Annotated in this window: 19 protein-coding genes and 2 tRNA genes; 6 read left to right on the forward strand and 15 right to left on the reverse strand. The window is 57.7% G+C overall.

The window, feature by feature from the left end:
- Nucleotides 1–56: 56 nt before the first annotated feature.
- Both ADG881_RS02845 and ADG881_RS02850 read right to left on the reverse strand, forming a co-directional pair.
- Nucleotides 57–959 (reverse strand): TIGR01777 family oxidoreductase, encoded by a 903-nt coding sequence (locus ADG881_RS02845; RefSeq protein ID WP_007148626.1) that lies wholly within the window; start codon nucleotides 957–959, stop codon nucleotides 57–59.
- On the reverse strand, nucleotides 956–2,572 hold the full coding sequence (locus ADG881_RS02850) for a hypothetical protein (RefSeq protein ID WP_007150443.1): 1,617 nt from the start codon (nucleotides 2,570–2,572) through the stop codon (nucleotides 956–958). The genes ADG881_RS02845 and ADG881_RS02850 overlap by 4 nt, the downstream gene beginning before the upstream one ends.
- A 352-nt stretch (nucleotides 2,573–2,924) precedes the next feature.
- Between ADG881_RS02850 and ADG881_RS02855 the strand changes: the two genes are divergently transcribed.
- Nucleotides 2,925–3,161 carry a PA3496 family putative envelope integrity protein gene (locus tag ADG881_RS02855; RefSeq protein WP_007150109.1) on the forward strand — a complete coding sequence of 79 codons (237 nt, stop codon included), beginning with the start codon at nucleotides 2,925–2,927 and terminating at the stop codon, nucleotides 3,159–3,161.
- Nucleotides 3,162–3,215: 54 nt separating this feature from the next.
- On the opposite strand, the gene sucD is transcribed toward ADG881_RS02855, so the two are convergent.
- From sucD to sdhC, 9 genes are all read right to left on the reverse strand, one after another.
- Nucleotides 3,216–4,091 (reverse strand): succinate--CoA ligase subunit alpha, encoded by an 876-nt coding sequence (sucD, locus tag ADG881_RS02860; protein ID WP_007150875.1) that lies wholly within the window; start codon nucleotides 4,089–4,091, stop codon nucleotides 3,216–3,218.
- On the reverse strand, nucleotides 4,088–5,257 hold the full coding sequence (gene sucC / locus ADG881_RS02865) for an ADP-forming succinate--CoA ligase subunit beta (RefSeq protein WP_007149713.1): 1,170 nt from the start codon (nucleotides 5,255–5,257) through the stop codon (nucleotides 4,088–4,090). Before sucC ends, sucD begins: the two co-directional genes overlap by 4 nt.
- Nucleotides 5,258–5,331: 74 nt before the next feature.
- The gene (gene lpdA, locus ADG881_RS02870) at nucleotides 5,332–6,771 is read right to left on the reverse strand and encodes a dihydrolipoyl dehydrogenase (RefSeq protein WP_007150308.1); all 1,440 of its coding nucleotides are present in this window, start codon (nucleotides 6,769–6,771) and stop codon (nucleotides 5,332–5,334) included.
- A gap of 92 nt (nucleotides 6,772–6,863) precedes the next feature.
- On the reverse strand, nucleotides 6,864–8,138 hold the full coding sequence (gene odhB / locus ADG881_RS02875; RefSeq protein WP_007149212.1) for a 2-oxoglutarate dehydrogenase complex dihydrolipoyllysine-residue succinyltransferase: 1,275 nt from the start codon (nucleotides 8,136–8,138) through the stop codon (nucleotides 6,864–6,866).
- A gap of 16 nt (nucleotides 8,139–8,154) precedes the next feature.
- Complete coding sequence (locus tag ADG881_RS02880) at nucleotides 8,155–10,989, reverse strand: 2-oxoglutarate dehydrogenase E1 component (protein WP_039926009.1); 2,835 nt, start codon at nucleotides 10,987–10,989, stop codon at nucleotides 8,155–8,157.
- Between the two features lie 392 nt (nucleotides 10,990–11,381).
- Nucleotides 11,382–12,098: a succinate dehydrogenase iron-sulfur subunit gene (locus ADG881_RS02885; RefSeq protein WP_007151181.1), complete on the reverse strand. Its 717-nt coding sequence runs from the start codon at nucleotides 12,096–12,098 to the stop codon at nucleotides 11,382–11,384.
- A 12-nt stretch (nucleotides 12,099–12,110) separates the two neighbouring features.
- A complete protein-coding gene (gene sdhA / locus ADG881_RS02890) occupies nucleotides 12,111–13,886 on the reverse strand; it encodes a succinate dehydrogenase flavoprotein subunit (protein ID WP_007148541.1) in 1,776 nt (591 codons plus the stop codon).
- 3 nt (nucleotides 13,887–13,889) lie between these two features.
- On the reverse strand, nucleotides 13,890–14,261 hold the full coding sequence (gene sdhD, locus ADG881_RS02895; protein WP_007150974.1) for a succinate dehydrogenase, hydrophobic membrane anchor protein: 372 nt from the start codon (nucleotides 14,259–14,261) through the stop codon (nucleotides 13,890–13,892).
- A complete protein-coding gene (gene sdhC / locus ADG881_RS02900) occupies nucleotides 14,255–14,632 on the reverse strand; it encodes a succinate dehydrogenase, cytochrome b556 subunit (protein ID WP_039926010.1) in 378 nt (125 codons plus the stop codon). Before sdhC ends, sdhD begins: the two co-directional genes overlap by 7 nt.
- A gap of 454 nt (nucleotides 14,633–15,086) precedes the next feature.
- On the opposite strand from sdhC, the gene gltA reads away from it, so the two are divergent.
- The 3 genes from gltA to ADG881_RS02915 all read left to right on the forward strand — a co-directional run bounded on the left by gltA (nucleotide 15,087) and on the right by ADG881_RS02915 (nucleotide 18,579).
- Complete coding sequence (gene gltA / locus ADG881_RS02905) at nucleotides 15,087–16,370, forward strand: citrate synthase (RefSeq protein WP_007150366.1); 1,284 nt, start codon at nucleotides 15,087–15,089, stop codon at nucleotides 16,368–16,370.
- Between the two features lie 221 nt (nucleotides 16,371–16,591).
- Nucleotides 16,592–17,698, forward strand: a complete 1,107-nt coding sequence (locus ADG881_RS02910) for an SMP-30/gluconolactonase/LRE family protein (RefSeq protein ID WP_156790317.1) — start codon at nucleotides 16,592–16,594, stop codon at nucleotides 17,696–17,698.
- On the forward strand, nucleotides 17,695–18,579 hold the full coding sequence (locus ADG881_RS02915) for an NAD(P)-dependent oxidoreductase (RefSeq protein ID WP_007150724.1): 885 nt from the start codon (nucleotides 17,695–17,697) through the stop codon (nucleotides 18,577–18,579). Before ADG881_RS02910 ends, ADG881_RS02915 begins: the two co-directional genes overlap by 4 nt.
- Before the next feature lie 141 nt (nucleotides 18,580–18,720).
- On the opposite strand, the gene ADG881_RS02920 is transcribed toward ADG881_RS02915, so the two are convergent.
- Complete coding sequence (locus ADG881_RS02920; protein WP_007149418.1) at nucleotides 18,721–19,758, reverse strand: amidohydrolase family protein; 1,038 nt, start codon at nucleotides 19,756–19,758, stop codon at nucleotides 18,721–18,723.
- Between the two features lie 174 nt (nucleotides 19,759–19,932).
- Between ADG881_RS02920 and ADG881_RS02925 the strand changes: the two genes are divergently transcribed.
- Both ADG881_RS02925 and ADG881_RS02930 read left to right on the forward strand, forming a co-directional pair.
- Complete coding sequence (locus ADG881_RS02925; RefSeq protein WP_007149390.1) at nucleotides 19,933–20,340, forward strand: MbcA/ParS/Xre antitoxin family protein; 408 nt, start codon at nucleotides 19,933–19,935, stop codon at nucleotides 20,338–20,340.
- Nucleotides 20,331–21,038 carry an RES family NAD+ phosphorylase gene (locus ADG881_RS02930; protein WP_007149585.1) on the forward strand — a complete coding sequence of 236 codons (708 nt, stop codon included), beginning with the start codon at nucleotides 20,331–20,333 and terminating at the stop codon, nucleotides 21,036–21,038. The genes ADG881_RS02925 and ADG881_RS02930 overlap by 10 nt, the downstream gene beginning before the upstream one ends.
- Before the next feature lie 181 nt (nucleotides 21,039–21,219).
- Here the strand turns inward: ADG881_RS02930 and ADG881_RS02935 are convergent.
- The 3 genes from ADG881_RS02935 to gltX all read right to left on the reverse strand — a co-directional run bounded on the left by ADG881_RS02935 (nucleotide 21,220) and on the right by gltX (nucleotide 23,163).
- Nucleotides 21,220–21,295: transfer RNA gene (locus tag ADG881_RS02935), tRNA-Glu, on the reverse strand.
- 5 nt (nucleotides 21,296–21,300) lie between these two features.
- Nucleotides 21,301–21,376: transfer RNA gene (locus tag ADG881_RS02940), tRNA-Ala, on the reverse strand.
- A gap of 302 nt (nucleotides 21,377–21,678) precedes the next feature.
- Entirely contained in the window at nucleotides 21,679–23,163 is a 1,485-nt protein-coding gene (gene gltX, locus ADG881_RS02945; RefSeq protein WP_007150768.1) for a glutamate--tRNA ligase, read from the reverse strand.
- Nucleotides 23,164–23,326 lie beyond the last annotated feature (163 nt).

The following is a 23,326-nucleotide window of genomic DNA, read 5'->3' on the forward strand; positions in this document are numbered from 1 at the left end:
TGCGGGTAATGTTGAGGAACAGATATGGGCAAACCGTTTTTTTTCAAGGGGGCGAGCTAACGCCTGATCAGATGAGACAAGGCGGAATCCAGGTCCGGAAATCGGAAAATGAAGCCCTGCTGCTCCAGGCGGCGGGGATAAACCCGCTGCCCGCCAAGCAGCATGGCCGATTGCTCGCCTAAGCCCGCCTTGAGCGCCGCGGATGGCACACGCAGCAGCGCCGGGCGCTTCACTTTTCGGGCAAGGCTGTGATGGAACTCGCGCTGGGTCACCGGCGCCGGCGCACAGGCGTTGAACACGCCGTCCACACCCGGGGTTTCCAGCGCCCGCACCAGCACCGCCACCATGTCGTCAATATGCACCCAGCTCAGCCACTGGTTGCCGTCACCGAGCATGGCGCCAAGCCCAAGCCGATACACCGGCAGCAACTTGCTCAACATGCCGCCATCGCTACCCAGCACGATACCCGTGCGCACCAGGCATAACCTTACCCCCTGGCGCGATACCGGCCGGGCGGCCTGCTCCCAGGCGTCGCAAAGCAAGTAACCGAAATCACGCCTGCGCGCCGGGCTTTCTTCAGACAGTTCGGCGTTGTCCGCGTTGCCATAGAACCCCACGGCTGATCCGGAAACCAGCACCGCCGGTTTACGATCCAACCGGGACACCAGCCCCACCACGCCTTCCGTGACACCGACCCGCGACGCAAACAGCGTTTTCTTGCGCCGTTCAGTCCAGCGGCCGGCAAACAGGCTTTCGCCAGCCAGGTTGACGATGCCGTCAATCGCTGCATCGTTCTCTATGTCATCCAGAGATGTCACCAGGCGCGCCCCTTCCGGCAGCACGCGAGCGGCTTTACGGGGTTTGCGGGTGAGAACGGTCAGCTCGTGGCCGTGGGCAGCCAGTCGCCGGCAAAGATGCTGGCCAATGAACCCACTGCCACCGGTTATCAGTACCTTCAACGGGCAGCCTCTATGTGGCGAATACTGTCGATATCGTAGAAGTACTCCATATTGCCCGCGCCCAACGGCACACTCAAGGTCAGGTGATCGTCAGCCACTGCCTGCAAAATCCCCGTGCGCCGGGGACCCTCATTGGTCTCAATCGTCACGTTTTTCCCTACCAGTGCCTTGAGTTCACTGCTCGCAGCCGGAGTTTGTTCAGCGGGCACGGTCTCTGCGGTATGGCTCGGGGCAGCCGCTGGCTCTGCCGGCTCAACCCCAACGGCCTCCGGCTGATCGCCCTCAGACGCCGTCAGCACCACTTTCTGACCGGAGGACAGAGTCAGGAACTTTAATTCATCCGCCCCCACACTGCGCTCCACATTGCCACTGCCCACATTCATTACCAGCCACAGGCGATCGCCACCCACCTTGCGCAAGACGCCTTCCAGAGTTCGCCCTCCGGTGGTTTCCAGCACCACCGACTGGTTTTCGTACGCCACCAGTTCCGGGAACGTCTGCGTAATCGGTTCTGGCGCAGCCCGTTCTGGTTCAGCCGGCTTCTCGGCGCTTGGCGTCACCAGCTCCAACCCGCCCTCTTTTGCGGCGGTGGTGACACGGGTTTCCATGGAGCCAGCAACCACTGCCCAGCCCACGTCACTCTTCTCCAGACGTACCGTGCGTTCCTGCACGGCACCATTACTCAATTCCACCACGGCCATGACCTGGCCGCTGTTTTCCGTGCGGCGCAGGGTCACATGTCGGGCCTCAATCGTGCTCACGGCCCCTTCTGGAAATTGGGTTCGCAGAAACTCCTCCGCCACATGGGCCAGGGTATCTTCGTGATCAAAGTACAGGTCGACCTGGCCGTTGCGGTAACGCAGATTATTGGTATGGGCGGTGAAGTCCCCGGTCAGATAGCTCTTGAAACTGTCCGGCATGACCAACACAAGGGAACCGGAAAGCTGCCCTGTATCCAGCGGTGCCAGCGCCAGCTCCATACGATAGCCGCCGTCGAAAATACGGGTTTCAGGGTAATCCTGGTTCTCCGGCTTCCAGGACAGATGCACCACAGGGCCATCCTCATCAGACGGGCCCACAATCAACGTTCGACGTTCGGTAATGTCTTCCGGGTTCCAGCCCAGCAGAACGCGCACTTCCAGATCGGCCAGAAAGCCTTCGCCCTGGCTCAGGGTCAATACCCCATCAATGAGAGCAACCCGGTCGTAGCGGAATGTCTCACCGTGCAAACGCCCGGTCAGGCGCTTACCCTGCCCTGCCACGACCAGCAGAGCGGACTCTTCCGAGGAAACAAAAGCCGTGCTGCTGGCTTTTTTCTCACCACGCAGTACCTGACCACTCTGGCTGGATACCGGTTGCGTAGAAACGTCCCCCGCCAGGCTCCCGCCTGTGACCACGAACAGGCCTATGCCAACCGCAGTGGTCAGCACCGCTGCCACACGGCCCAGCGCCCACCAGCGATAATATTCCCAATGGCTTTGCACCTGCCCCAAGCTTACCAGAGGTACCAGAAAAAAAAGCGAGCTGTGGCCCCGGCTACCGGCTTCATGCATCAGCCCCAGCGTGGTGATGATGAGTGCGCTTACCCCAACAATAATCAGCAGTTCTGCCATATTCTTATTCTCTCCACGGGTCGTCGCCCTACCGATAACCGGCGAACTTCCCCCACTTTACAAAGCCTTTTGCGGGCATTCCAGCACTTAAGTTACTGATTTTTCTATTAGAGTGAAGGGCATGATATGCATCACATTTAGCCTTCCCGAACCGCCCGCTGCAAGCGGTTATTCATCATTACGCAGACCTTCTGCCCGGACGTTCAGCGCCACTCATCATTGAAAAGAAAAAAAAACTTGTCAGGCTGAAAGTCAGAGGATATACAGGCGCTGAGGACATTGGGAAACCGGGGAACCGGACCCGATGGCCCCGTGTAACAGGTTGTTTGAGGAGGTCAGGAAGGAGGCCACCATGAGTAACCATCGTAATGAGCAAGACCTTGATTCGGAAGATCTGCTGATGAACGAAGATTTCGATATCCTGGATGACAATGTGGATGAGGAAGAGCAGGAAGAGCGTAGTGCTCGCAGCCGCTCCTTCAATATGGACATGCGCCATCGCATCGAAGATCGGCTGGAAGAGCGCCGCCTGAAAAAGGAACTCAATGAATACGAGTCCTTTGACCTGGACGACGACCTCCTCCACTAAGCCCACAAAAAAGGCCGGCAAATGCCGGCCTTTTTTGTATCGCCAACGGCGGATTTACCAGCCAGTCGCTTCTTTCACGGCTTTGCCGATTTCTGCCGGGTTGCGCACGGTCTTCACACCCGCCGCTTCCAGAACTGCAAACTTTTCATCTGCCGTCCCTTTACCACCGGCAATGATGGCGCCAGCGTGGCCCATGCGTTTGCCCGCCGGAGCCGTTACGCCCGCGATGTAGCTCACCACCGGCTTGGTGACGTTCTCCTTGATATAGGCAGCCGCTTCATCTTCTGCGGTACCGCCGATCTCACCCACCATCACAATGGCTTCGGTCTGCGGGTCATTCTGGAACAATTCCAGCGCATCAATGAATGTCATGCCCGGAATCGGGTCACCGCCAATACCAATACAGGAAGACTGACCAAAGCCCAGCTTGGTGGTTTGGTTAACCGCTTCATAGGTCAGGGTACCGGAGCGGGACACGATGCCTACCTTGCCCGGCTTGTGGATATGGCCCGGCATGATCCCGATTTTGCACTCACCCGGAGTAATTACCCCAGGGCAGTTCGGGCCGATCAGACGAACGCCGTCCATGCGGGAGATATACTCTTTGACGAAAAGCATATCCAGCGCAGGAACCCCTTCGGTAATGCAGACGATCAGTTCGATGCCGGCGTCTGCGGCTTCCAGAATGGAGTCCTTGCAGAACGGTGCGGGCACATAGATCACGCTGGCGGTGGCGCCGGTTTCAGCCACGGCTTCTGCCACGGTGTTGAATACCGGCAGGCCCAGGTGGGTCTGGCCGCCTTTACCCGGGGTGACACCACCCACCATCTGAGTGCCGTACTCAATGGCCTGTTCAGAGTGGAGTGTGCCCTGGCTGCCGGTGAAGCCCTGGCAGATAACCTTGGTGTTTTTATCGATCAATACGCTCATGCGGCACCTCCCACTGCTTTCACTACCTGTTCGGCAGCATCATCAAAACTTTGTGCGGCAATGATGTTCATGCCGCTTTCTGCCAGCTTCTGGGAACCCAGCTCCGCATTGTTACCTTCCAGACGAACCACAACCGGGACCGTCACGCCCACTTCTTCCACAGCACCGATAATGCCTTCGGCAATCAGGTCACAACGGACAATACCGCCAAAGATGTTCACCAGAACGCCCTTTACCTGATCATCAGACAGGATGATCTTGAACGCTTCGGTAACGCGCTCTTTGGTCGCACCACCGCCCACGTCGAGGAAGTTGGCCGGCGCACCGCCTTTCAGCTTCACCAGGTCCATGGTGCCCATGGCCAGGCCCGCACCGTTCACCATGCAACCGATGTTGCCGTCCAGCGCCACGTAGTTCAGGTCCCACTCGGCAGCACGACGCTCACGCTCGTCCTCCTGACTGGGATCGTCCAGAGCCTTGATGTCCGGATGACGATACAGCGCGGAGCCATCCACGTTGATCTTGGCATCCAGGCAGTGCAGATCGCCCTCATCGGTAATCACCAGCGGGTTCACTTCGATCAGCGCCAGGTCCTTGTCGATGAACAGCTTGGCCAGGCCTACAAAGATCTTGGCAAACTGGTTGACCTGTTTGCCTTCCAGGCCCAGCTGGAACGCAATTTCACGAGCCTGGTAGGGCTGTGCCCCCACCAGCGGGTCGATTTCCGCTTTGAGGATTTTCTCCGGGGTTTCTTCTGCGACCGTTTCGATGTCCACGCCACCTTCGGTGGAGGCCATGAAGACGACACGGCGGCTGGCACGGTCCAGTACCGCACTCAGATACAGCTCTTTGGCAATATCGGTGCAGGTTTCCACCAGGATTTTTGATACCGGCTGGCCGTGTTCATCGGTCTGGAACGTCACCAGGTTTTTGCCCAGCCACTGCTTGGCAAACGCCGCCGCGTCTTCCGGGGTATCCACCAACTTCACACCACCGGCTTTACCGCGACCGCCAGCGTGCACCTGGGCCTTCACTACCCACTTGTCACCACCGATCTCTTTCGCCTTTGCTGCTACCTCTTCCGGGGTATCACAGGCAAAGCCGGTAGAGACTGGCAACCCATAATCAGCAAAAAGCTGTTTTGACTGATACTCATGGAGATTCATGCCAATACTTCCATCATCAATGAATTAGTGGCGCCCTGTTCAAGCGCCGTTATCGCTGCCGTTCAAATGCCGCGCTATTTCTTGCGACGGCGCTGCGCCACATGGATTGCTTTAAAGTCCGTGGCCAAGGCTGCTTCATGAACGGTTTCTGACAGGCTTGGGTGACCAAACACCATCAGCTGCAAATCTTCCACGGTAGCCCCAAACTCCATGGCTATAACGCCTTGCTGAATCAGCTCGGACGCCTGCGGGCCTACTACGTGCATTCCCAGAATACGGTCGGTCTTTTCGTCGGCTACAAACTTCACCATGCCACCGGTTTCACCGGCCGCCATGGCTCGCCCATTGGCCGCAAAGGGTACGGCTCCGGTCTTGTAAGCATCACCGGAATCCTTTACTTCCTCTTCGGTCTTGCCGACCCATGCCACTTCCGGGTGGGTATAAATCACCCCGGGAACGGCGTCGTAGTTCACCTGGGTGCTTTCACCCATGATCACTTCCGCCACCATGACACCTTCCTCAATGGCCTTGTGGGCCAAGGCCGGACCACGCACCAGGTCACCAATGGCGTAAACGCCGGGGACATCAGTGCGGCACTGGCTGTCCACGTAAATATAATTACGCTCATCCAGGCTGACACCGGCGTCCTGGCTAAGCAGGCCTTCGGTATAAGGACGACGGCCCACCGCCACAATCAAGCGATCGAAGGTTTCTTCCTGCTCGCCATCCTTGTCGGTGAAGCTCACCACGACCTGATCCTTCTTCACTTCGGAACCGGTGACGCGGGCGCCCAAGCGAATATCCAGCCCCTGTTTGGTGAACTGCTTCTGGGCATCCTTGGCAATCTGCTTGTCCACCGCAGGCAGGAAGTCATCCACCGCCTCCAGCACAACAACCTCACTGCCCAGACGGCCCCAGACACTGCCCAACTCCAGGCCGATCACGCCGGCACCAATCACACCAAGGCGCTTGGGCACCTTGTCAAAATCCAGTGCCCCGGTGGAATCCACAATCACTTTTTGGTCGACGGACGCCACGGGAATATCCACCGGCACAGAACCGGCAGCCAGAATGACGTGCTCGGCCTGCAAGGTCTGTGTGTCGCCTTCCAGAGGCTGGAATTCCACCTGCTTGCCGCTTTTCAACTGGCCTGTGCCCTGCAACCAGGTCACCTTGTTGGCCTTGAACAGCTGGGCAATACCACCGGTAAGATTCTTGACGATGGTGTCCTTGCGCTTGAGCATGGTCTCAAGGTCCAGGTCTGCACCCTTGATCTTGATGCCATGGTCTGCCAGAGCGGATTCGGTTTCGTGGTATTTCCATGAAGAATCCAGCAGCGCCTTGGATGGAATACAGCCCACATTCAGACAGGTGCCGCCCAGAGCCGGCTCATCCTGTTTGTTGATACGCTTTTCGATACAAGCCGTGTTCAGCCCCAGTTGCGCACACCGGATCGCGGCCACATAGCCACCAGGACCACCACCAATGATGATGACGTCGTAGTTGTCACTCATGCTCTATTCCTTCTATCGCTGGCACGCTTCACGCAACACGCTGGCACGCCATGTCGCGTGTGCGTGCCAGCATGAAGCGTGCAGGCGTACATTCAGATATCCAGCAGCAGGCGCGCCGGATCCTCGATAAAGTTTTTCACTGCAACCAGGAACTGCACCGCTTCCTTGCCATCGATAAGGCGATGATCATAGGACAGGGCCAGATACATCATTGGCAGGATTTCCACTTTGCCGTCCACCGCCATGGGCCGTTCCTGGATCTTGTGCATACCCAGAATCGCCGTTTGCGGCGGGTTCAGAATCGGCGTGGAAATCAGCGAACCGAACACCCCGCCGTTGGAAATGGTGAAGGTGCCGCCGGTCATCTCTTCAATGGACAGCTTGCCCTTCTGGGCTTTCTGGCCGTACTCGATGATCTGCGATTCCACTTCTGCTAGGCCTTTCTGGTCCGCATCGCGAAGCACAGGCACAACCAGCCCCCGCTCGGTGGAGACTGCCACACCCACGTCGTAGTAACCGTGATAAACGATGTCTTCACCGTCGATGGAGGCGTTCACCGCCGGGAAGCGCTTCAGGGCTTCCACACAGGCACGGGTAAAGAACCCCATAAAGCCGAGACGCACGTTATGGGCTTTCTCGAATTCCGGCTGATAATGCTTGCGCATATCCATGATCGGTTTCATGTTGACCTCGTTGAAGGTGGTCAACATGGCCGAATCCTGCTGGGCCGACACCAGGCGCTCGGCAATCCGCTTGCGCAAACGGGTCATTGGCACCCGACGCTCTTCACGCTCACCCGGTGCTCCCGGTACGTCCAGAGTCGCCGGTTGTTGCGGCGCAGGCTGGCTGGCACGTTTCTCCGCTTTCTCAGTGATGACCTTTTCTACATCACCCTTGGTAATGCGGCCACCGCGGCCTGTGCCTTTCACCTGGTCTGCGGCGATGCCATGCTCGCTCATCAGCTTACGGGCCGCCGGGCCCGCCTGATCGCCGGCACTGTCATCGTCGTCAGCAGGCTCGGACTTCGCGTCCGCTTTCTCTTCCTGCTTGTCATCCTTCTTGTCCGCAGAGTCATCATCACTCTCTGCCTTTGCCGGCTTCTCATCGCTCTTGCCGGCACTGCCGCTGGCCCCTTCATCGAAGGTACCCAATACCTGCTGGCTTTCTACGGTTTCACCCTCGGCCGCCATGATCTTGCTGACCACGCCATCGGCCGGTGCCACCACTTCAAGCACAACCTTGTCGGTTTCAATATCGACCAGCAGCTCATCACGCTTCACCGCTTCACCTTCCTGTTTGTGCCAGGTGGCTACGGTGCCGTCTGCTACTGATTCCGGGAACTGCGGGGCTTTGATATCAGTCGCCATGCCTAATCCTTAACTGTTACTTAATCTCGAAGGCGTCCTGAACCAGACGCTGCTGTTGTTCCACGTGCAGTGACATTGAACCTGCCGCCGGGGCGGCCGCCATATCGCGGCCAGCGTAATGCACAGGCCCCACGCCAGCTTTTGTTGCTACACGGTACATATGATGCTGAGAGCAATACCAGGCGCCCTGATTCATGGGCTCTTCCTGACACCAGACCAGATGCTCCAGGTTCGGATAGCTCTCAAGAATCTCCTGCAAGCGCTGTTCCGGGAACGGGTACAACTGCTCAATGCGAACCAGCGCGGTATCGCTCAGATCATCGCCATCGCGTTTTTCCAGCAGGTCGTAGTAGACCTTCCCGGAACACATCACCACGCGCTTGATCTTCTTGCGATCCAGATCAGCCAGGTCATCCAGCACCGAATGGAAGGTGCCATGGGCCAGATCTTCCAGTGCGGATGTGGCCTTTTTATGGCGCAACAGGCTCTTCGGACTCATTATCACCAGCGGTTTACGCAGTGGCCGTACAGCCTGACGGCGCAGCAGGTGATAAATCTGACCGGGAGTGCTCGGCACACAGACCTGCATGTTGTGCTCAGCGCACAGTTGCAGGAACCGTTCCAGCCGTGCAGAAGAGTGCTCCGGGCCCTGCCCTTCATAGCCGTGGGGAAGCAGCATGGTCAGGCCACACAAACGGCCCCACTTGGCCTCGCCGGAAGAGATGAACTGGTCAATTACCACCTGGGCACCATTGGCGAAATCACCAAACTGAGCTTCCCAGATCACCAGGGATTTTGGCGTGGTAGTCGCGTAGCCATATTCGTACCCCAACACCGCTTCTTCAGACAGCAATGAATCGTAGATATCGAAGCGCGGCTGATCCTCGTAGAGGTGTTGAAGCGGCACATACTGCTCACCGTCTTTCTGGTTGTGCAGCACCGCGTGGCGGTGTGAGAAGGTGCCGCGGCCACTATCCTGGCCGGTCAAGCGAATGGCAAAACCCTGATCCAGCAGCGTCGCATAGGCCATGGTTTCCCCGTAACCCCAGTTCAGGGGCAAGGCACCGGCGGTCATTTTGCGGCGGTCTTCAAGAATTTTCTTCACCTGACGCTGAACGACCACCCCTTCCGGCGGTGTTTCCAGGCGGGTAGCCAGATCCTGCAACTTCTTCAGCGGGTACGACGTATCCCAGTCATCTTCCACCTTGTGGCCAATGTAGGGAGACCAGTCCACGAACAGTGCCTTGTTTGGCTCACGCACCAGGGATTTCACCACATGATTACCGGCATCCAGCATGTCGCGGTAGTCATCCACGGTTTTCTGGGCTTCCTGTTCACTGATCACTTTTTCGTTGATCAGCTGCTCGGCATACAGGGTGCGGGTGGTCGGGTGGCTTTTGATCTTTTTGTACATCATCGGCTGGGTCGAGGACGGCTCGTCCGCCTCGTTATGCCCCGAACGGCGATAACAGATCAGATCAATCACCACGTCTTTCTTGAATTGCATGCGGTAATCCACCGCAAGCTGGGTGACGAAATACACCGCTTCCGGATCATCCGCATTCACGTGGAAGATCGGCGCCTGCACCATTTTTGCCACATCGGTGCAGTACTCGGTGGAGCGGGCATCATCACGCCGGCTGGTGGTAAAGCCCACCTGGTTGTTGATGATCACATGCAGGGTACCACCGGTGTGGAAGCCGCGGGTCTGGGACATCTGGAATGTCTCCATGACCACGCCCTGCCCGGCAAAGGCCGCATCACCGTGCAATATGATCGGAACAACCTGCTCGCCACCTTCGTCATCACGGCGATCCTGACGGGCACGTACCGACCCTTCCACCACCGGAGACACGATCTCAAGATGCGAGGGGTTGAAGGCCATGGCCAGATGCACTTCACCCCCAGACGTTTGTACGTTGGACGAGAAGCCCTGGTGATACTTCACGTCACCGGAGCCCGTTTCGTTGAAGCTCTTGCCGTCGAATTCTTCAAACAGGTCTTTCGGGCTTTTGCCCAGGGTGTTGACCAGCACATTCAAACGACCACGGTGGGCCATGCCGATCACCAGCTCCTTGGCGCCATAACTGCCCACGCGCTGGATGATTTCGTCCATCAACGGAATCAGCGATTCGCCGCCTTCCAGGCCGAAACGCTTGGTGCCGGGGTACTTGCTGCCCAGGTATTTTTCCAGGCCCTCGGCGGCGGACAGGCGCTCAAGAATATGCTTCTTGATGTCCGTACCGTATTCCGGGTGACAGCGCACGCCTTCCATGCGCTGCTGCAACCAGCGTTTTTCCGCGGTGTTGACCATGTGCATGTATTCCGCACCCACGCTGGAGCAGTAGGTACTGGTCAGGCAGTCAACGATATCGCGGAGGGAGGTCTCGGGCTTACCAATAAACAGGTTGCCCGTTTGAAATACGGTATCCAGATCAGCCGTGCTGAGACCGTGATGCGCCAGTTCCAGGTCTGGAACGGCTTCGCGCTCCATGATCCCCAGCGGGTCCAGCTTGGCCACCTGGTGGCCACGGTTTCGGTAGGCTGCAATCAAGTGCAGCACACGGACCTGACGACGCTCATGCTCCGTGCTGACCGCACCGGCACCAAACTTCTGCACACGCGAGCGGTTCTTCGCCTGCAACAGGAAGTATTCACGCACGGCGGCGTGGGGCACGTCGGATTCGACGGCGGTATCAACACTGGGGAGTTTTTCGAAATAAACGCGCCAGTCTTCCGGCACGGAATTAGGATCGGTCAGGTAGGATTCGTACAGTTCATCGACATAGGCAGCGTTGGCTCCCCCGATATGGGAGGACTGCCATTGCCGCTGCATGGAACTGTCTTGCATGTTAGCTCGTTCCTTCGGCGGGAGGTTGTCACACTCTGTGGTATGAGTAACTGCGACCACAGGGGGGCGACCCTGTTCCCGTACGCTCGTATTTTTCGGAACAACGCCTTTTAAGCCCTGTTCCACCCATGAGATGCAACCTGCTATCTCGCCCATACCGGGTCGGGTCTGGGTAGAAGCTTGCTACCTCTCGTCGAGGGATTACCTCGAACTGCTATCTAGTGTAGCCCTTTTAATTCGGTTTTGTTAGGCACCGAATTCATAAAGTAACTTATGACTCTTTCCGAATGTTTCTGCCATTGGCAAAACGTCGAATAGACAGCACAAAACGCCATCATCGACTTTATTAGATACAAAAAAGGCGGCCATCAGGCCGCCTTTTTCGTTTCGGGTCAGATGCCCCGCTCCAACAGCATGGAACGGATATGGCCGATGGCCCGGGTCGGGTTCAACCCTTTTGGGCAAACGCTGACGCAGTTCATGATGCCGTGGCAGCGGAACAGGCTGAAGGGGTCGTCCAGTTTGGACAGACGCTCTTCAGTCACTGTGTCGCGGCTATCCGCCAGGAAGCGGTAGCTCTGCAACAGGGCTGCCGGACCCAGGAACTTGTCCGGGTTCCACCAGAAGCTCGGGCAGCTGGTTGAACAGCAGGCACAGAGAATACACTCGTACAGGCCATCCAGCTTCTCGCGCTCTTCCGGGCTCTGCAGGCGCTCGATGGCCGGAGCCGGCGAGCTGTTCTGCAGGTACGGCTGCACTTTTTCGTACTGGTTGTAGAACATACCCATGTCCACCACCAGATCGCGAATGACCGGCAGACCCGGCAGCGGGCGCAGGATCAACGGCTTTTTGCCTTCCAGTACACCCGGCGCCACCTGGGACAGCGGAGTGATACAGGCCAGGCCGTTCTTGCCGTTCATGTTCATGCCGTCGGAACCGCAAACACCTTCACGGCAGGAGCGACGGTAGGACATGGATTCGTCCTGCTCTTTCACCAGAGCGAGAATGTCCAGCACCATGAGGTCTTTACCCTGGGTATCGACCTCATACTCCTTCATGCTCGGCTCACGATCCGTTTCCGGATTGTAGCGATAGATACTGACTTTCATCGTTAGCTCCCCTTAGTAGGTCCGCGCCTTGGGCTGGAAGGTGTCAACGGTCTTCGGCTTGAAGTTCACGTCACGCTTGCCCAGCTTCTTGGCTTTGGGGTCGAAGATGGAGTGGCACAGCCAGTTCTCATCGTCACGATCCGGGTAATCGTAGCGGGAATGCGCGCCACGACTTTCGGTACGGCCTTCGGCCGCGATGGCGGTGGCTTCCGCCACTTCCAGCAGGTTATCCAGCTCCAGCGCTTCAATACGCGCGGTGTTGAACGGCTTGCTCTTGTCATCCAGGTGCGCCTTGGCAATCCGCTCACGCAGATCCGCCAGCTTGGCCACGCCTTCCGCCATCAGGTCGCCCTTGCGGAACACCCCGAAGTGGTTCTGCATCACACTCTGCAGCTCTTTGCGCAGTGTGGAGACAGACTCACCACCCTTGGAATCGTCCCAACGGCGAACCCGGGACAGCGCTTCATCAATGTCGGCATCGCGCGGCTCGTATTGAGTCATACCCTGACGCAGGGCATCTTCAATGTACAAACCGGCGGCGCGACCGAATACCACCAGATCCAGCAGCGAGTTACCGCCCAGGCGGTTGGCACCGTGTACAGATACACAGGCCACTTCGCCCACCGCGAACAAGCCGTTAACGAACTCGGCGTCACCTTCATGCCCACCGGTCAGCTTGAGCGCCTGACCATGAACATTGGTGGGGATACCGCCCATCATGTAGTGACAGGTCGGCACAACCGGGATCGGCTCTTTCACCGGATCGGTCTGCGCGAAGGTAATGGCCAGTTCACAGATGCCCGGCAGGCGGCTGTGCAGCACCTCTTCACCCAGATGATCGAGCTTCAGGTAAACGTGGTCACCGTCCGGACCGTCGCCACGACCATCCAGAATTTCCATCATCATGGAACGGGCAACAACGTCGCGGGACGCCAGATCTTTGGCGTTCGGCGCGTAACGCTCCATGAAGCGCTCGCCGTCCTTGTTGATCAGATAGCCACCCTCGCCCCGGCACCCTTCGGTTACCAGTACACCGGCGCCGGCGATGCCGGTGGGGTGGAACTGCCACATTTCGATGTCCTGCACCGGCAGACCAGCACGCAGAGCCATGCCTACGCCGTCACCGGTGTTGATCAGGGCATTGGTGGTGGAGGCGTAAATGCGACCGGAACCACCAGTGGCAAAGACGGTTGCCTTGGCCTTGAAGAACACGGTCTCGCCAGTTTCGATGTCGATGGCGATCACACCACAAACATTGCCGTCAGCGTCTTTGACCAGTTCTGCGGCGTACCACTCATTGTAGAACTGGGTGCCGTTCTTCAGGTTTTGCTGGTACAGCGTGTGCAGCAGCGCGTGGCCGGTACGGTCAGCGGCCGCACAGGTACGAGCTGCCTGGCCACCTTCACCGAAGTTCTTGGACTGACCACCAAACGGACGCTGGTAAATACGCCCTTCTTCGGTACGGGAAAACGGCAGGCCCATGTGGTCCAGCTCGTAGACCGCTTCGGGTCCAACATTACACATGTATTCGATCGCGTCCTGGTCACCGATGTAATCGGAACCTTTCACGGTGTCATACATGTGCCAGCGCCAATCATCGTTGGGATCGGCGGACGCGATCGCACAGGTAATACCGCCCTGGGCGGATACAGTGTGCGAACGGGTCGGGAAGACTTTGGAAATCAGCGCAGTCTTGAAACCGGACTGGGCCATTTGCAGTGAGGCGCGCATACCGGCACCACCACCACCTACGACGATAGCGTCAAACGTAATAGTGCGAATGGACATGGATTACGCCCCTCCCCAGATCAGAACCAGACCCCAAAGCAGGTACACAACAAGCGCCAGAGCAATTGCCAACTGGGCAATCAGGCGCACGCCGGTGGCGGCTTTACCAAAGGTCAGGCTGGTCAGGTAGTCCGTGGTTACGCCCCACAGGCCCACCCAGGTGTGTGCAGCGACAGAAATTACCAGCAGGGTGTTGGCTATCTGCATGCAGATAGATCCCATGAAGGCTTTCCAGCTGCCATAGTCCAGATCACCCGCGGTGATCAGATAACCCAGCATGCCGATCATGTAGACACCGATGATGACAGCGGATACGCGCTGAATGAGCCAGTCATACAGGCCGTTACGGCCCAGGCTCGTTACACTGGTTACCATATCCAGACTCCTACCAGCAGAATCAATACCGCAGAGATGATGAAGGCCAGCTTGGCGCCACGACGGCCGCCTTCCAGGCTTTCACCAACACCGGTGTCCATAATCAAGTGACGAATGCCCGCCACCAGGTGGTACAGCAATACAGACAAAATGCCCCATACCACCAGCTTCACCAGCAGTGAGGTCATCATCAGTTCTTTCAGGTCCGCAAAGCTCTCGGGAGACGCCAGGGAGCGATCCAGCATCCACAGCAGAATCGGCAATGCCAAAAAGATGGCAACGCCGGTTACACGGTGGGTGATAGATGCTATAGCCGTGACCGGGAACTTGATCGTGCTCAGATCGAGGTTAACGGGTCGCTTATCGTTCACGGTAGCCTACTTATAGCCAGGCCTCAGTTAAGAGGCGGTTGTCGGGAACTTGGCAGAGTTATTGAGATCAAAACGTGAAGCCTGATCTCAATAACTCTGCCCGGGCCGGGGTGGGCCCGTGTGAAACCCCCAGCAGGAGGTTTCTGCCGGGCGGCAGTATATCGCCGCCACTTACGCAAAACAAACGCTCCGACCGACAATTATTGCCCACTTACCGGCTAACGCCTTGATTTACAATGATGCACCTGATGTGAACGCCGTGAATTTGTGTTGCACCATGCTGAGGCAAAATCGTCATTCTGCCGTAACAAGCTGTTTACCCTACAAAAGTCTGACTCCCCGGTTCTCGGCTGCGCGTTGACAAAGGTGTGTCAAAACTTTACCTTCCCCCGCGCTTTGGAGGACCTTCCTTACCTTGAGGAACGTTCCCTCGTCCGCCAATGGAGAGATTCCCATGACCGAGAAGAAAGCCACTCTCAAGGTAGAGGGTCAGGACCTGGACCTGCCGATCTACACCCCGACTCTGGGCCGCGACGTTATCGACGTGTCCAAACTGGTAGCTAACGGCGTCTTTACTTTCGACCCGGGTTTCACCTCTACCGCTTCCTGTGAATCCAAGATCACCTTTATCGATGGTGAAGTGGGTAAACTTCTGCACCGCGGCTACTCCATCGAGGAGCTGGCAGGTCAGTCTGATTATCTGGAAGTGTGTTACACCCTGCTGTACGGCGAACTGCCTACCGCAGAGCAACGGGATCAGTTCATCAGCACCGTGAAGAACCACACCATGGTGCACGAGCAGATCCGCAACTTCTTCAACGGTTTCCGCCGCGATGCCCACCCGATGGCCATCATGTGTGGTGTAGTTGGCGCCCTGTCCGCCTTCTACCACGACTCACTGGACATCAATAATCCTGAGCACCGTGAAATCACCGCGTACCGCCTGATCGCCAAGATGCCCACCATCGCGGCCATGTGCTACAAGTACGCGCTGGGCCAGCCCTTCATGTACCCGCGCAACGACCTGGGTTACGCAGAAAACTTCCTGCACATGATGTTCGGCAACCCCTGTGAAGAATCCAAGATCAGCCCGACCCTGGCCAAGGCCATGGATCGCATCTTCATCCTGCATGCGGACCACGAGCAGAACGCCTCCACCTCTACCGTGCGTCTGGCAGGCTCCTCCGGTGCCAACCCGTTCGCCTGTATTGCTGCTGGTATCTCTGCCCTGTGGGGCCCGGCACACGGTGGCGCCAACGAAGCCGTGCTGAACATGCTCGATGAAATCGGTCACATCGATAACATCGACGCCTACATTGCCAAGGCCAAGGACAAGAATGACCCGTTCAAGCTGATGGGCTTCGGTCATCGTGTCTACAAGAACTACGATCCGCGTGCCACCGTGATGCGCGAGTCCTGCCACGACGTTTTGGCCGAACTGGGTGTGAACGATCCGCAGCTGGAACTGGCCATGAAGCTGGAAGAAATCGCGCTGAACGACCCCTACTTCAAAGAGAAGAAGTTGTTCCCGAACGTGGATTTCTACTCCGGCATCATCCTGAAAGCCATCGGGATCCCGACCTCCATGTTCACCGTAATCTTTGCCCTGTCACGCACCGTAGGCTGGATTGCGCACTGGAACGAAATGATCTCCAACCCGTACAAGATTGGCCGTCCGCGCCAGCTGTACACCGGCGAAGCCGAACGTTCATTCGTTCCGGTCAACGAGCGCAAATAAGCGCCTCGTTATCGCCTGACAAAAAAACCGCCTTCGGGCGGTTTTTTTGTGTCTGCAAAAAACCGCCGCGAGTTAAAACTTTCGCTCCCTGAAACTCGCTGCTCGCTCACCGGGCAACAACGATTTCATCCTGCTGATTGAACGTTATTACCACCCTGCATTTGCGTGGTTGCGCCGTGCATGCAAGCATCATCGTCTCGCTAGCCAACGCAGACATGACAATGAAAAAAATCCTCGCGCTTCTCATCATCATCGCCATTGCCGCTTACCTGTTATTCTGGCCGGTCAGTATCGAGCCCGTCGCCTGGCAAGCCCCTACAGCCCCCGCCCTTGAAGGCCCCTACGCCACCAACACGACACTCAGTGACAGCCGCATACTCGGCAAGGATGAAGGCATTGGCCCGGAAGATGTGGCCATTGATGACGAAGGCTACCTGTACGTGGGCTATGTAGATGGCCGCATTGTTCGCTTTGATCCCGACGGCAACAACCCGGACCTGATCGCCAACACCGAAGGCCGGCCACTGGGTCTGGATTTTGCGCCCTCCGGCAACCTGATCGTTGCCGATGGCTACAAGGGGCTTTTGAGCATCAGCGCGGCCGGCGCCATCACAACCCTGAGCGACAGCGCTAACGGACTGGCCTACGGTTTTACCGATGACGTGGATGTGGACAGCAACGGCATCGCCTATTTCTCCGATGCCTCCAGCAAGTTTGGCCCGGCCATGCATGCCCGCGACGACATCATGGAACACGGCGGCCATGGGCGGCTGCTGCGTTACGACCCAGCCACCAACCAAGCCGAAGTCCTGCTTGATGGCCTGCAGTTCGCCAATGGTATCGCCCTGTCGCAGAATGAAGACTTCGTGCTGGTCACCGAAACGGGCAACTACCGCATCGTTCGCTACTGGCTCAAAGGCGACAAAGCCGGCACCCACGATATCTTCATGGATAACCTGCCCGGCATCCCGGATGGCATCTCGGCCAACGGCGACGGCACCTTTTGGCTCGCCCTGTTCAGCCCCCGCAATGCCATGCTCGACAGCCTTTCCGACAAACCCCTGCTGCGCAAAGTGGCCTTCCGTATGCCCAGCTTCCTGCAGCCGCAGCCGGTGCATCACGGCTTTGTGCTCGGTCTCGACGAGCAAGGACAGGTCACTCACAATCTGCAAGACAACAGCGACGGCGCCTTCGCCCCGATCACCAGCGCCGAACAGCACGGCAACACCCTCTACCTGGGCAGCCTTACCGAACCTCGCTTTGCCGCTTACCCCCTGGGCGATAACAGCGCCGCCACTCGCAGTAATCACGGAGACAGCAACAAATGAGCGCCCTGAACGCCGCCTTTATCGGACTCGGCACCATGGGCTACCCCATGGCCGGGCACCTGGCCGAGGCGGGCATTACCATGACGGTGTACAACCGCTCCGGTCAGCGGGCACAACAATGGACCGGGGACTACCCCGGCAGCCATGCCGCCACCCCCGCTGAAGCCGCCCAGCGGGCTGATCTGGTTTTTGTCTGTGTCGGTAACGACGACGACCTGCGTCAGGTAACGCTCGGCGATGACGGCGCCCTGCAAGGCCTTGCCAAGGGCGCGATTCTGATCGATCACACCACCGCCAGCGCAGAAATGGCCCGTGAGCTGGATACCGCCTGTCGGAAGCAGGGCAATCATTTTGTGGATGCCCCGGTCTCCGGCGGCCAGCAAGGAGCTGAAAACGGCCAACTGTCGATCATGTGCGGGGGTGAAGAGGCGATCTATCAGCGCGTACTGCCTACCCTTCAGCATTACGCCAAAGCCACCAACCTGATGGGACCGGCGGGCAGTGGCCAGCTGACCAAGATGGTCAATCAGATCTGCGTAGCCGGGCTGGTGGAAGGCCTCTCCGAAGGCGTCGCCTTTGCCCTGAACGCCGGCCTGGATGCCAGCAAAGTCTTCGAAACCATCAGCCAGGGGGCCGCCGGCTCCTGGCAAATGGTGAACCGGCACCAGACCATGATCGACGACCAGTATGAGCACGGCTTCGCCGTGGACTGGATGCGCAAGGACCTGGATATTTGCCTGAACGAAGCTGCCCGGAACGGGACACCCCTGCCCATCACTGAGCAGATAAACGACTTTTACCGGGATATTCAGGCCATGGGCGGGGGCCGCTGGGACACATCGTCCCTGTTGCGTCGATTGCAGAAAAAGCCTGAAGCCTGATGCCGCATGCCTGACGCAATAAAATTGAAACCCACACCACCACCGATGTCATTGTGGGTTTAGGCGTCAGGCACTCCGAAAGGCGAAAAAAGCCCTCATCAGAAGCCGGGGCTTTCCCTTAAATCCACGACAAATCTTCATTCAAGGCAACGGCAGTGCCCCTTTTTTGGGCACAAGCGCATCCGCATTCCCGTGTGAAAGCTGCTCTGCCACTTTTTTGGGCAACGCTTCCAACAACGGCTCGTACTCGCCAAGCACCCTTTCCATGCTGTCGAAATGCCCCACCAGGTCGGTTCCCAGGGTAAAACGGTCCGGGAATTCACGGATAAGGGCCAGCCACTCCTCGCTGGGCACGCCGTCATCAATCAGGTAGTGGTCCTTTACGCTCCACGACAGATCGATGTACAAATTGCCATAACGGCTCAACAACGCCCGCAAAATCGGCGGCAAGGTCCCCAGTGGCGCCTGTCGCTCTTCCACACCACCACTGGTGCCTGCGTGGGCCAGCAAAAAACGGGTTTCCGGGTGCTCACTGAGCGCCTCTTCCAGCTCCCCCAGATAGATCGGCGTCTCTTCGCGAAGGGAGGTCAGGTTGCTGTGCAGCAACACGGGAAGATCATAGCGCCCCGCCATTGCATACACCTTCATCAGTGCCGGGTGGTTGGCCCGGGGAGTCTCTCCTTCGGTCAGCGCAGTGAGCTGATCATGCCGGGTGAGAATTTCCCCCACCCCTTGCCACAGGCCCGGATAGCGCTCAATAAGGTGCTCCACCTGTTCCGCTGCATGCATGTCCGTGGGGTTGAAACCACTGATAAACGGCTGCAACCGCGCCTGCTGCTGCTTCGGCAACGACAACACCGCCTGGGCAACAATGTCATCCGTGGCACTGTAGTAATACAGCGGCGCCTCATCGCCCAGATAATACCGGGGGCGGCGTGGCGCCTCTGCCTGCCATTTTTTCATCACCGGCAGACCAAATACCCAGGCTCGCTCCACACCCGCCTCATCCATGGCCGCGATCATCGCCTGGGCGCCCTCACTGTCCTGCATGAAATCCACATAGTGCAGATGCGCATCAGTCCATTGCCGGCTCGCAACATCTCCTGCATTGGCACAGCCTGCCGACAGCGCTGCCAACAGCAACACTCCGCTACCCAACACATTAACCCTGTTTCCCATCCAGCCTCTCCAGCAAATGTTCACCAACCCGGCGCCCGGCCATCCAATGGGCGCAATACAGTGACTACAGACACCTCAGGTTGTTCATGGATATGACATTTTCTTGCCCTTCATGTCTCAATATAGACAATAACTAAAATATAGATCATTATTGGCACTAACAGGAGGCAAAACATGGAACCGGCAACAGCCTATACCCCACAAGCTCTGGACGATGGCGCCCGCCATGCGGCCTTGCGTGCCGTATTGAAGCTGCTGGAGCACTGGCAGTGCAGTGAAAAGGAGAAAATGGCGCTACTCGGTGTAGGCCGCTCCACCCTGCACAAATACCAGAGCCAGCCAGACAGCGCGCGGGTAAACCAGGATCTGCTGGAACGGCTCAGCTATCTGCTGAATATCCATCAGGCGCTACGTACCTTGTTCGGCAACAAGGAGAACGTGTACGGCTTTGTGCGCATGGCCAACCATAACGCCTTTTTCAATGGTGCGACCCCCATGAGCATTATGGGCAACGGCCGGGTCGCCAGCCTCTATGAAGTACACCGCCAGCTCGACAGCCTGCGGGGCGGCCAATGGGGCTGAGTGAACCGGATACCGATGCCCTGCCGCGCACGACACTACGCGGACAAACCGCCTACCGGCTGGTCAATGGCAAATATCCCCCCATCGCCATCTTCGATGATGTGGCGGACCAGGCCGATTTCGATGCGCTGTTTGCCGTGCAGGCACTCACCAATCCACGCCTGCAGAATGATGTTGGCGAGCTGAACCGGGTACCGCCCGATCAACGCCCCTGGGGCATTCCCGGTTGTAACTACGCCCTCGGGCCTTTCGTGCATGTGAACCCGGCCGGTTCGCGCTTCTCTGCGGGCCATTACGGCGTCTTCTATTGTGCTGACCGTATGGCAACGGCCATTGCCGAAACCCGCTATCACCAGCAACGCTACTTCCAGCAGGTGGATGGCCTCAAATATGACCGCATCGTCATGCGCGGCCTGAAGGTCAATTTCACCGCGACACTCATCGATATCACTCCTGCCAGTGACCACCCACACTGGCATGCGCCCGATGATTACAGCGCAGCCCACCTGCTGGGCCAGCACCTAAAGGACCAGCAGCACAGCGGCATTCATTACGAATCAGTGCGGGCTGCCGGCAGCCATTGCTACGCCCTGCTGAGCCCTCACATTATCGCCAGCATTACCCCCAGCGCTCACTACGAATACATCTGGGACGGCGAAAAAATCGCCCACACCCTTACCATCCGGCGACTGAGCTGACGCAGGGAGCAGCATTTCCAGTAAGCGAAGCATCGGAGAGGAAGCATCTACTATTTGCGACTGATCCTGGGACCGCAGGATCAGACCAAGCCTTTAGCATGATGGACTAGTGCGTGAAACGTGATGCGGCCGCAAAGCGGCCATAAAAAAGCCCCACTCTTTCGAGTGAGGCTTTTCTATTTGGCGTCCCCTAGGGGAGTCGAACCCCTGTTACCGCCGTGAAAGGGCGGTGTCCTGGGCCACTAGACGAAGGGGACGTGTTTGGTGGAGCTAAGCGGGATCGAACCGCTGACCTCAACACTGCCAGTGTTGCGCTCTCCCAGCTGAGCTATAGCCCCAAATACCAGTGGGATCAGGTGCATCCCGGTAGGTGCGGCGTATTCTACCGGCCACCCCTACCCTGTCAAGCGCCAGCCAGCGGTTTTTTTCAGAATGAAGTCGATTTGACTACATCCTGAGCAAGTTGCTGAAAAACTGGGCGAAAATCAGTTTAAAGTTCAAAGTGAAAAGTTTAAACGCGGGAACGGCTATACAACACTGCCGTCTTGTTGCCGCGATTCAGGGTCTGTCCGCGGAGGAAACTTACCCGTCATCATGGCCCTCACCGCGCCTTTTCAAATTTGAACTTTGAACTTTCAACTCAGCCCACTAGCAGATCCCGGTAGGCCTTCTCCAGCTTCTTCATCTGCTTCTTGGATACCCCGCCCAATACCTCAATGGCGTGACGGATGCGGGCACGGCTGATGTCAGAACCGATAATCTCCATGGAGTCCACCACCGAGAAACTGGCACTGGTGCCGGCAATGGCGATGAAGACCGGGAACAGGAAATCCTTGATCTTCACTTCCAGGGCATCGGCGATAGCTTTGGCGTCGGCGAACAGGCCGTCACGGTTCCAGTCGTTGCGCGCTTCATAGGTCCAGAGCAGATACTGCAACCACACCTTGATGTCATCGGAGCCGTACTGCTTATGCTCGAAACTGGCTTCGGTGAGCGCCGGCATACCGTTAAAACAGAACGCTGCCTTGTCGGCCACTTCCGACAAGGTCTCCACCCGCTGACGCAGGTGCGGGATGATTTTCATTGCGTAGTCGCGGTTGTAGGCCCAGCCAAGGAGCGAATCCAGGAATTGCTCATCGCTCTGATCGCGCAACCATTGGCCGTTCAGCCAGCTGAGCTTCTCCACATCGAACACCGGCCCCCCCAGGGACACACGCTGGATATCGAACGCGCCCTGCATCTGCGCCAGCGAAAATTTCTCGCTCTCATCCGGCATGGACCACCCCATGCGTCCCAGGTAATTGACCAGCGCCTCAGGCAGGTAGCCCATGCGCTGATAGAACAGGATACTGGTGGGGTTCTTGCGTTTGCTGAGTTTGGATTTATCCGGGTTACGCAGTAGCGGCATGTGACACAGCGCCGGCATTTCCCAGCCAAAATATTCATAGAGCAATTTGTGCTTGGGCGCAGAGTTAAGCCATTCCTCACCACGAATTACATGGGTGATCTCCATCAGGTGATCGTCCACGATATTCGCCAGGTGGTAGGTTGGCATGCCGTCGGATTTCAGCAGAATCTGTGCATCGACCAGGGCCCAGTCCAGCTCGACCGTGCCGCGCAGCATATCCTGAATTTCACAGCGACCGTCCGTGGGGACCCGCATGCGAATCACGTAGGGTGCGTTATCAGCCTCACGTTTCCCCTGCTCATCGGCCGGCAGTTCCAGATCCGACGGCTTGAGCGCCCGATTTTCACCCTTCTCTTTCAGCTCGGCCCGTAGCACATCAAGCTCTTCACTGGTGCGGTAGCACTTGAACGCATGGCCCTTTTCGATCAACTCGTCCGCGTACTGGCGGTACATACCCTTACGTTCGCTCTGGCGGTACGGCCCATGCGGCCCGCCCACGTCCGGGCCTTCGTCCCAGGTCAGACCCAGCCATTTCAGAGAATCCAGGATCATCTGTTCGGACTGATCCGTGGAACGGGTCTGATCCGTATCTTCGATACGCAGAATAAACTGGCCACCATGCTGCTGCGCAAAGCAGCGATTGAACAAGGCAATATAAGCCGTGCCGACGTGGGGATCACCGGTGGGCGACGGGGCGACGCGAGTACGAACAGTCATGCTGACTCCAATAATGCAAACTGGCGCGGATTATACCTGTCAAAGCCGCCACCATGTAGACACGAAGCCCGGGGTTTCTGCTATGGTTATGACAACTTCGTGACTCCGGTTCACTCTGTTGCCCTATTTTGTCTGGCAGCAGGTCTTCATTGGATTCAACTGC

Source organism: Alcanivorax sp. DG881 (genome assembly GCF_000155615.1).
Classification (GTDB): domain Bacteria; phylum Pseudomonadota; class Gammaproteobacteria; order Pseudomonadales; family Alcanivoracaceae; genus Alcanivorax.

Bases quoted from the DNA above. Each gene is read 5' to 3' on its own strand.
- ADG881_RS02850 (WP_007150443.1), bottom strand. From the start codon at position 2,572: ATGGCAGAACTGCTGATTATTGTTGGGGTAAGCGCACTCATCATCACC.
- ADG881_RS02855 (WP_007150109.1), top strand. From the start codon at position 2,925: ATGAGTAACCATCGTAATGAGCAAGACCTTGATTCGGAAGATCTGCTG.
- sucD (WP_007150875.1), bottom strand. From the start codon at position 4,091: ATGAGCGTATTGATCGATAAAAACACCAAGGTTATCTGCCAGGGCTTC.
- sucC (WP_007149713.1), bottom strand. From the start codon at position 5,257: ATGAATCTCCATGAGTATCAGTCAAAACAGCTTTTTGCTGATTATGGG.
- lpdA (WP_007150308.1), bottom strand. From the start codon at position 6,771: ATGAGTGACAACTACGACGTCATCATCATTGGTGGTGGTCCTGGTGGC.
- odhB (WP_007149212.1), bottom strand. From the start codon at position 8,138: ATGGCGACTGATATCAAAGCCCCGCAGTTCCCGGAATCAGTAGCAGAC.
- ADG881_RS02880 (WP_039926009.1), bottom strand. From the start codon at position 10,989: ATGCAAGACAGTTCCATGCAGCGGCAATGGCAGTCCTCCCATATCGGG.
- ADG881_RS02885 (WP_007151181.1), bottom strand. From the start codon at position 12,098: ATGAAAGTCAGTATCTATCGCTACAATCCGGAAACGGATCGTGAGCCG.
- sdhA (WP_007148541.1), bottom strand. From the start codon at position 13,886: ATGTCCATTCGCACTATTACGTTTGACGCTATCGTCGTAGGTGGTGGT.
- sdhD (WP_007150974.1), bottom strand. From the start codon at position 14,261: ATGGTAACCAGTGTAACGAGCCTGGGCCGTAACGGCCTGTATGACTGG.
- gltA (WP_007150366.1), top strand. From the start codon at position 15,087: ATGACCGAGAAGAAAGCCACTCTCAAGGTAGAGGGTCAGGACCTGGAC.
- ADG881_RS02910 (WP_156790317.1), top strand. From the start codon at position 16,592: ATGAAAAAAATCCTCGCGCTTCTCATCATCATCGCCATTGCCGCTTAC.
- ADG881_RS02915 (WP_007150724.1), top strand. From the start codon at position 17,695: ATGAGCGCCCTGAACGCCGCCTTTATCGGACTCGGCACCATGGGCTAC.
- ADG881_RS02920 (WP_007149418.1), bottom strand. From the start codon at position 19,758: ATGGGAAACAGGGTTAATGTGTTGGGTAGCGGAGTGTTGCTGTTGGCA.
- ADG881_RS02925 (WP_007149390.1), top strand. From the start codon at position 19,933: ATGGAACCGGCAACAGCCTATACCCCACAAGCTCTGGACGATGGCGCC.
- ADG881_RS02930 (WP_007149585.1), top strand. From the start codon at position 20,331: ATGGGGCTGAGTGAACCGGATACCGATGCCCTGCCGCGCACGACACTA.
- gltX (WP_007150768.1), bottom strand. From the start codon at position 23,163: ATGACTGTTCGTACTCGCGTCGCCCCGTCGCCCACCGGTGATCCCCAC.